Below are 8125 nucleotides of genomic sequence, written 5' to 3' on the forward strand. Positions count from 1 at the left end.
CGTCAACATCACCGGCACCCGCACCATCGTGGACGCCTGCCTGGCCCACGGCGTCCGCAAGCTGGTCTACGTCGGATCCACCGGGGCGATCCCCGAGCGGCCTCGCGGGATCCCGATCACCGAGGTCGACCACTTCGATCCGGCCGCCGTGGTCGGCTACTACGGCCAGTCGAAGGCTGCTGCCTCCCAGATCGTGCTGGACGCCGTCCGCACCTCAGGCCTGAACGCCACCCTCGTGCAGCCTGCTGGCATCGCAGGCCCGGACGACTACGCGTTCGGCCCCGTGTCGAGCTTCGTCATCGACTACTGCCACGGCAAGCTGCGCGCCGGGATCGACGGCAGCTTCAATGCCGTGGACGTACGCGACCTCGCCGACGCGATCGTCACCGCCATCGACGCGGGCGGCATCGGGGAGAGCTACATCCTGGGCAACGAACTCGTCACGATGCGGCGCATGTTCGCGCTGCTGTCCGAACTGACCGGCACCCCGCCCGTCACCACGATTCTCCCGGCCTGGGCCGGGCACGCCCTGGGCAAGGCGTCCGATGCGTGGCACCAGGTGTCCGGCACGCCCATGCGGATGACGAGCTTCGCCGTCTACAACCTCACCCGGAACAACGAGTACGACTCCGCCAAGGCCCGCCGCGAGCTGTGGTTCACCACCCGGCCGTTCGCCGACACGCTCGCCGACACCATCGCCTGGCTGGAACGCGAGGGCCGCATCAACGCGTTGGCCGCCTGATGAGCGACGACGTCTGCGTCATCACCGGCGGTGGCAGTGGCATCGGGCGGGCCACGGCCGCCCTGATGGGCGAGCGCGGGTATCGGATCGTGCTGGCCGGACGCACCCCCGCGAAACTGGCCGATACGGTCGCCGACCTGCGCGACGACGGGGTCGCGGCCGAAGCGGTCGCCGGGGACGTGTCCGACCGGGACGCCATGCTGCGACTGGCCGAGCTGGCCGCCAACCGGGGACGCGTCACCGCCGTCATCCACGCCGCCGGGCTGTCCCCGCACATGGGGGACCCGGCGACGATCATGGCCGTCAACGCGCTCGGGACACTTCACGTCAACGACGCCTTCTACCCGGTGATGGACTCCGGGTGCGTCATCGACACCTCCTCCATGTCCGCCTACCTGGCGCCCCGCCTGCTCATGCCCACCGGCTCCTACCCGCTCAGCCGCACCGACCCGGAGCGGTTCCGGCGCCGGATGATGGGGCGGGTGCGGCTGTTCCCCCGGCGCGTCCAGACGGGCGTCGCCTACGCAATCAGCAAGCACTTCGTGCTGTGGTGTGCGCGCACCGACGCCGCCCGGTTCGGGGCTCGCGGCGTCCGCGTCCTGTCCATCACGCCCAGCACGTTCGCCACCCCGATGGGGGAGATCGAATCGGGGGAGACCGCCGACTACCTGGCCCGCAACGCGATCAAACGCGCAGGGCGTCCCGAGGAGATCGCCTTTCTGTACGCGTCCGTCGCCGACGACCAGATGGGCTACCTCACCGGGACGGACATCCTGTGTGACGGGGGCTGTGTCGCCGCGGGAGGCAGCCTCGTGCGAGCCTGAACCGCGTCGCCCCCGCGCGGAGGCCGCCGCGCGGTCGGGTGCTCACACCAGGGACTCGAGGGCGTCGACGCCGTGGTCGTCGGCGCGGCCGGTGAGCCGGACACATCGCACGTTGCGCTGCAGGCGGCTGAGCTCGCCGATGAGCTTTCCCCGGTCGGGTGACATCGGCGCCGCCCCGGTGCTGAGCTCCGCAATCACCTGAAGCGGGGACGCCTCGCTCACGATGGGGTCATGCGTACCGGGGGTGAGAAGCACCAGGAGTTTCGGAACGCGAGGAGCGACGAGAGGAGGCGAGGGCGTCAGGCGTCCCGGATCGACCGCATCCACCGGCGGGGCGTAGGGGAGTTCCACGGCCGACTCCCGAGCACGTTCGGGCAGGTGTGTCGTCGCGTCGTGGAGGAGGCGCAGGCGGCGGGGAAGCGCGACGGCGTGCCCCTCGCGCAGCAAGACGACCTCGTCGGAACCGATGGTCCCTCCCCGGGCCGCCAACCCGAGGGCCAGCGTCGTCTTGCCCGTGCCGGGCGGACCAGCGATCAGGATGCGTGTGCCCCGGAGATCCACCTGCGCCGCGCGGATCCCGACCCATCCCTCGGCCGAGGCCCGGTCCATCATCGTGCGGTGCACCATCGCGTAGGCGTGCTCCGCGCGGGCCCACGCCGAGTCGAACTCCTGGCGTCGCACCCCCGCGCGGTCGCTCACCCGCAGGCCGAAGCCGGGCAGGGCGGCGAGCCCGCGCCTGGTCGGCGCTCACGCGGTACGCGAGCGGGCAGGGCGCCCTCGTCTTGTCAGGAGTGGTGGTCGAGAACGATGAGGAGCGCTGGCTGCTGGCCCGCTCGGAGGAGGCGACGACCGCCCACGTGCTCCACGCCTTGGAGGAGCACGGCTGGTTCGTGAGCAGCGAGGCGGGTCTGCTGTGGTCGGAGGGCAGGTGCGTGGGCGTCCCCTCCCGCAGGCACGGCGATTGCCCGCACGCGCACGCGCGTCCCCGCCCGCTGACCGGAGTGGTGTTCGGGGCAGGCTCGGGGATGCCTACCGGCTTGCCCACGGCCAGACTGGAGGGTCGCAGCGCGGAGGAAGCCGTGGCCTCTCTCGTGCAGCCGGGTGGTGCGCGGTCGGTTGAGGCGGTCGCCTCACTCGTCCGAGACGCGCAGGTCCACGCCGTGATCGGCGCAGGGGCTGACGCCGCCGCCACCATCGTCGGTGTGATGGGAGCCAGGTAGTAACAGACCCTCCCCCAGACGCGGGGGCCGTGGTTGTCTCGAAGACATGCACGGAGCAGTCATTCACGCCCCCGGGGACGTTCGCTACGAGGAACGTCCCGACCCCACCATCCTCGAACCCACCGACGCCCTCGTCCGGACCGTCGCCGCCTGCGTCTGCGGGTCGGACCTGTGGCGCTACCGGGGCATCTCCCCGGTGAACCAGCCGACGCCGATCGGCCACGAGTTCTGCGGCATCGTCGAGTCCGTCGGCGAGGCGGTCACCACCGTCAAGCCCGGCGATTTCGTCGTCGGCGGCTTCAACCCGTCCGACAACGCCTGCCCGGTCTGCCGCAAGGGAGCCCAGGCGAACTGCCAGCACGGCGCCCACTACGACGGCGCCCAGGCCGACCGGATCCGCATCCCGTGGGCCGACGGCACCCTCGTGGCCACCCCGTCGATGCCGGACGACGACCTGATCCCCAGCCTCTTGGCCCTCTCCGACGTCATGTGCACCGGCTGGCACGCCGCCGTGAGCGCCGGGGTCGGGCCGGGCAGCAGCGTCGCGGTCGTCGGTGACGGCGCTGTCGGACTGTGCGCCGTGCTGGCCTCGGTCCAACTCGGCGCGACCACCGTCATCGCGATGAGCCGGCACGAGGCCCGCCAGCAGGTCGCCCGCGAGTTCGGTGCGACCCACATCGTCACCGAACGCGACGAGGCGGGCATCGCCGCGATCCGGGATCTCACCGACGGCATCGGCGCCGACTGCGTCCTCGAATGCGTGGGCACCGAGGGCGCGCGGCACCAGGCCATCGGGTCGGTGCGCGACGGCGGCAACGTCGGCCTGGTCGGCGTCCCGCACGGCGACCTGCCGGTCAACGACCTGTTCTGGCGCAACGTCGGCGTCAAGGGCGGCCCCGCCCACTGCCGCGCGTACCTGCCGCACCTCATGGACCTGGTGTGGAGCAAGGCGATCAACCCGGGCCGCGTGTTCGATCTGGACCTGCCGCTGTCGCAGATCGGCGAGGCCTACGCGGCCATGGACGAGCGGCGCGCCATCAAGTCGCTGGTGCGCCCCTGATGCGGCCACGCGGCATCGCGGGGTCGGACGTCGGCCGGGGCCCGCACGGGGGCGCACCAGCGGCGTCCCTGGTCGCTCCCGGCTCGGTGTTCGCGCCCCTGCGGGGCCGCGTGTTCCGCTGGCTGTGGATCGGCCTGCTGGCCGGCAGCGTCGGGTCGTTGGCGCAGACCGTCGGCGCTCAGTGGCTGTTCATCGACGACCCGGACGCCGCCACGATCGTGTCGCTCGTCGCGGCCGCCAACGCCCTGCCGATGATGCTCTTCGCGCTGCCCGCGGGGGCGTTGTCGGACGCGTTCGACCGCCGCTACCTGCTGATCGGCGTCCAGGTGTACGCCATCACGGTGTCGCTGCTGCTGGCCGTGCTGAGCTGGTTCGGGCTGGTGCCCCCACTCCTGCTGCTGCTGTTCACGTTCGCCATCGGCCTCATCGGGGCGGTCCAACTGCCGGCGTGGCAGCCGCTCATGACCGAGTTGGTTCCGCGCGAGCAGTTCGCGGCGGCGACCCGGCTCGACATGGTGAACGTCAACGGCGCCCGTGCCCTCGGGCCCGCCCTCGCGGGCGTCGTCATCGCCTCGCTCGGCGTCCCCGCGGTGTTCGTCATGAACGCGGTGTGCGCGTTGGCGCTCCTGGTCGTCCTGCTGGCGTGGCGCCGGCCGCGCATGACATTCCCGGCCAGAGAACGGTTCCTCCCCGCCGTGGCTGCGGGCGCGCGCTACGTGCGCCACGAGCCCGTCGTCCGGCTGATCCTGACCAGGCTCGCCGTGTTCGTGGTGCCCGCCACCGCGTTGTGGGCGCTCCTGCCGCTCATCGCGAGCCGTCAGCTCGGCCTGGGCTCGGCCGGGTACGGCGTCATGTTCGGGGCCCTGGGGGTCGGGGCGATCCTCGGCGCCCTCCTGCTCGGCAGGATCCGGCGGTGGCTGAGCGCCCACTCCCTGCTCACGGTCGCCTCCGTCACGTACGGGGTGGCGTTCGGGGCGCTGGCCTTCGTGCCGGACGCCGTCGCGGGGGTGCCCGTCCTCGTCGTGGCGGGGGCCTGCTGGACGGCGGTGGCCGCCACGCTCAACGCCGAGCTCCAGTTGTTCCTGCCGGGGTGGGTGCGGGCGCGCGCGATCGCCATCTACCTCATGACGTTCACGGGCGCCCAGGCGCTCGCCTCCCCGTTGTGGGGCGTCCTCACGCAGGTGACGAGCCTGCGGCTCGCGATCGGCGTCGCGGCGGCGTTGGTGGTGGGCGGCGGACTGGCGGGGCTGTTGCTCCGGATCCCCGACAGCAGCCACCTCGACCGGACGCCCGCCGACTTCTGGGACGAGGCGGCCGTCGTGCTCGAGCCTGGTCGCGACGCTGGCCCCGTGCGGGTGTCGGTGTCCTACCAGGTGCCCGACGAGGCCCTGGCGGGGTGGCAGGAGGCGATGGCGGCGATGCGCCGTTCCCGCCAGCGTAGCGGGGCCAGCCGGTGGGAGCTGTACCGGGTGGGGGAGCAGCCCGGGATCTACGTCGAGCACTTCACCGTGCCCTCCTGGGCGGAGCACCAGCGTCAGCACGCCGGCCGGCTGACGGTCGAGGACCGGTCCATCGAGGAGCACGCCCAGTCCTTCATCACGCAACCGGCGACCACGGTGCACCTGCTGCCCGTGGAGCCACGACCTTCGATGCAGCAAGGAGAACCCCATGTCCAACGCCCCTGACCCGACCGCGACGCTCCGTCGCCTGTTCGGCGACGACCCGGTCCTGAGCCCCACCACCGACCCCGACCTGGCCTACTACTTCGGGCGGTTCGCCCTCGACGAGGTGCCCGCCCACGGCGAGGTGGACGAACACACCCGGCTGCTGGCCGTGCTCGCCGCGCTGATCGCCACCACCGGCCGCCACGCCTATCGAGCGATGCTGGCGTCCGCCCTGGACGCCGGGGTGAGCCCGGCGGAAGCCAAGGAGGTGACCTACCACGCCGTCGACTATCTGGGCTACGGCAAGGCCGCCGACTTCGTCCGCATCACCAATGAGGTGTTGCTGGAACGCGGCGTGGCGCTGCCGCTCCCGTCGCAGTCCACCACCACGCCGCAGACGCGGTTCGAGCGGGGCTGGGACGCCCAGGCGGCGATCATCGGAGCGGAGCGGCTGGCGTCCCTGCACGCCGACGCGCTGCCGGACGAACGCCACCTGCAGGACTGGCTGACCGCCAACTGCTTCGGCGACAACTACACCCGCGGCGGCATCGACCTGGCGACCCGGGAGCTGCTGACGTTCGTGCTGCTCGTCGCCCACGGTGGCTGCGACCCGCAGGTCCGGTCGCACGTCGCGGGCAACGCCCGCGTCGGCAACGGCCGGGCGCGGCTCCTGGTCGTGGTGAGCCAACTGCTGCCCTACATCGGCTACCCCCGCACGCTCAACGGCGTGGCGGCCATCGACGCCGTCCTACCCGCCTCGGGTGAGGGGGAGCAGGCATGAGCGCGCTGAGTGTTCTGGTCGTCGGCGCCACCGGCAGCGTCGGACGGCACGTCGTGGACGCCGCCGTCGCCGCCGGGCATCGGGTTCGCGCCCTCGTGCGTGACCCGGCACGTGCCGTCGGGTTCCCCGCGTCGGTCGAGATGGTGGTCGGCGACGTCACGCGTCCCGACACCCTGGGCCCGGCCGTCGACGGCATCGAGGGCCTGGTCGTCACGCTGGGCACCGATGGGGAAGGCAAGACCGGCGCCCGCACCGTCGACTACGAGGGGGTGCGGCACCTGCTGGCGGCCATCGGCGACCGGCCGGTCCGCGTCGCCTTGATGACCGCCATCGGCGTCACCGTGCGGGAAGGCCAGTACAACCAGACCACCGAAGCGCACGACTGGAAGCGGCGCTCCGAGCGGCTGGTGCGCGCCAGCGGCCAGGAGTACACAATCGTGCGCCCGGGATGGTTCGACTACAACACTCCGGAGCAGCATCACCTGGTGTTCCTGCAGGGCGACCGGCGCACCAGCGGAACCCCCGCCGACGGCGTCATCGCCCGCGCGCAGATCGCCCAGGTGCTAGTCGGCTCGCTGACCAGCGCGGACGCCCGCCACAAGACGCTCGAACTGGTCGCCGAAAATGGCCCCGCCCAGCCCGACCTCGACCCGCTGTTCGCAGCCTTGGACGCCGATCCGCCAGGCTCCCTCGACGGCGTCCACGACCGACCCAACCAGCCCCTGGACGCGGAACCGGCGTCCGTCCACGGCGACCTCGCCGCCCTCCGCGGCGTTCTCGTCGAACCATCCCAGCACAACCATCACGAGAAGGACCTGACATGAAGCAACGAACCCTGGGAACCAACCTGACCGTGTCCGAGATCGGCTTGGGCTGCATGAGCCTGACCGGCGCCTACGGCACCACTGCCCAGACCCCGCGCGCCGAGGCGATCGCCCTCATTCGCAAGGCCGTCGAACTCGGCGTCACCTTCTTCGACACCGCCGAGGTGTACGGCCCGTTCGCCAACGAGGACATCGTCGGCGAAGCGCTCGAGCCGGTGCGCGATCAGGTGAAGATCGCCACCAAGTTCGGATTCGCGTTCGAGGAGAACGGCGTTCCCGGCGGCGGCGTGTGCAGCCGCCCCGAGAGCATCCGGCGCGCCGTCGACCACTCGCTGCGTCGGCTGCGCACCGACCACATCGACCTGTACTACCAGCACCGCGTCGACACCAGCGTCCCGATCGAGGACGTGGCGGGCACGGTGAAGGAGCTGATCGAGGCGGGCAAGGTGCTGAACTTCGGCCTGTCCGAGGCGGTCGCGGGCACCATCCGGCGGGCGCACGCCGTCCAGCCGGTCACCGCGGTGCAGAGCGAGTACTCGATGTGGTGGCGTGAGCGCGAGAACGACACCATCCCGGTCCTCGCCGAGCTCGGCATCGGTCTGGTGCCCTACAGCCCGCTCGGCAAGGGGTTCCTCACCGGTGCGATCAACGCGTCGACCACGTTCGAGGCGTCCGACATGCGCGCCCGCACGCCCCGGTTCCAGGGCGACGCGCTGGCGGGCAACCTGCGGCTGGTCGACACCTTGAACGAGCTGTCTGCCGAAGTGGGCGCCACGCCGGCCCAGTTGGCGTTGGTGTGGCTGCTGAACCAGCAGCCGTGGATCGTCCCGATCCCGGGCACCAAGCGGGTCGAGCGGCTCGCCGAGAACATGGGTGCCGCGGACGTCGAACTCTCCGACGATCAGCTCGCCCGGCTGCGTCAGGCCGCCGACGAGGTCGCCATCGTCGGGGCCCGCTACCCCGAGGAGAACGACCGCATGACCAACCTGGAGGCCCCGCTGCCCAGCTAG

General features: G+C 71.8%; 9 protein-coding genes. 8 read left to right on the plus strand and 1 reads right to left on the minus strand.

Annotated features, from left to right (window positions below):
• The coding region (locus tag V7E09_RS13035; protein WP_324523506.1) for an NAD-dependent epimerase/dehydratase family protein at window positions 1-742 on the plus strand (742 nt) is incomplete at its 5' end.
• Entirely contained in the window at window positions 742-1566 is an 825-nt protein-coding gene (locus tag V7E09_RS13040) for an SDR family NAD(P)-dependent oxidoreductase (protein ID WP_324523507.1), read from the plus strand. The genes V7E09_RS13035 and V7E09_RS13040, both read left to right, overlap by 1 nt.
• A 42-nt stretch (window positions 1567-1608) precedes the next feature.
• Here the strand turns inward: V7E09_RS13040 and V7E09_RS13045 are convergent, their stop codons facing one another.
• Window positions 1609-2265, minus strand: a complete 657-nt coding sequence (locus V7E09_RS13045) for a hypothetical protein (RefSeq protein WP_324511915.1) — start codon at window positions 2263-2265, stop codon at window positions 1609-1611.
• Between the two features lie 95 nt (window positions 2266-2360).
• Here V7E09_RS13045 and V7E09_RS13050 point away from each other — a divergent pair, with 95 nt between their 5' ends.
• The 6 genes from V7E09_RS13050 to V7E09_RS13075 are packed head-to-tail and all read left to right on the plus strand — an operon-like array spanning window position 2361 to window position 8125.
• Window positions 2361-2786 (plus strand): hypothetical protein, encoded by a 426-nt coding sequence (locus V7E09_RS13050; RefSeq protein WP_324511916.1) that lies wholly within the window; start codon window positions 2361-2363, stop codon window positions 2784-2786.
• Between the two features lie 46 nt (window positions 2787-2832).
• A complete protein-coding gene (locus tag V7E09_RS13055) occupies window positions 2833-3846 on the plus strand; it encodes a zinc-dependent alcohol dehydrogenase family protein (protein WP_324511917.1) in 1014 nt (337 codons plus the stop codon).
• A complete protein-coding gene (locus V7E09_RS13060; RefSeq protein WP_324511918.1) occupies window positions 3846-5531 on the plus strand; it encodes an MFS transporter in 1686 nt (561 codons plus the stop codon). The genes V7E09_RS13055 and V7E09_RS13060 overlap by 1 nt, the downstream gene beginning before the upstream one ends.
• On the plus strand, window positions 5515-6291 hold the full coding sequence (locus V7E09_RS13065) for a carboxymuconolactone decarboxylase family protein (RefSeq protein ID WP_324511919.1): 777 nt from the start codon (window positions 5515-5517) through the stop codon (window positions 6289-6291). The genes V7E09_RS13060 and V7E09_RS13065 overlap by 17 nt, the downstream gene beginning before the upstream one ends.
• Window positions 6288-7115, plus strand: coding sequence for an SDR family oxidoreductase (locus V7E09_RS13070; protein ID WP_324511920.1), 828 nt, complete (start codon window positions 6288-6290; stop codon window positions 7113-7115). The genes V7E09_RS13065 and V7E09_RS13070 overlap by 4 nt, the downstream gene beginning before the upstream one ends.
• Entirely contained in the window at window positions 7112-8125 is a 1014-nt protein-coding gene (locus V7E09_RS13075; protein WP_324511921.1) for an aldo/keto reductase, read from the plus strand. Before V7E09_RS13070 ends, V7E09_RS13075 begins: the two co-directional genes overlap by 4 nt.

The sequence above is a fragment of the Propioniciclava sp. genome (assembly GCF_036744435.1).
Lineage (GTDB): Bacteria > Actinomycetota > Actinomycetes > Propionibacteriales > Propionibacteriaceae > Propioniciclava.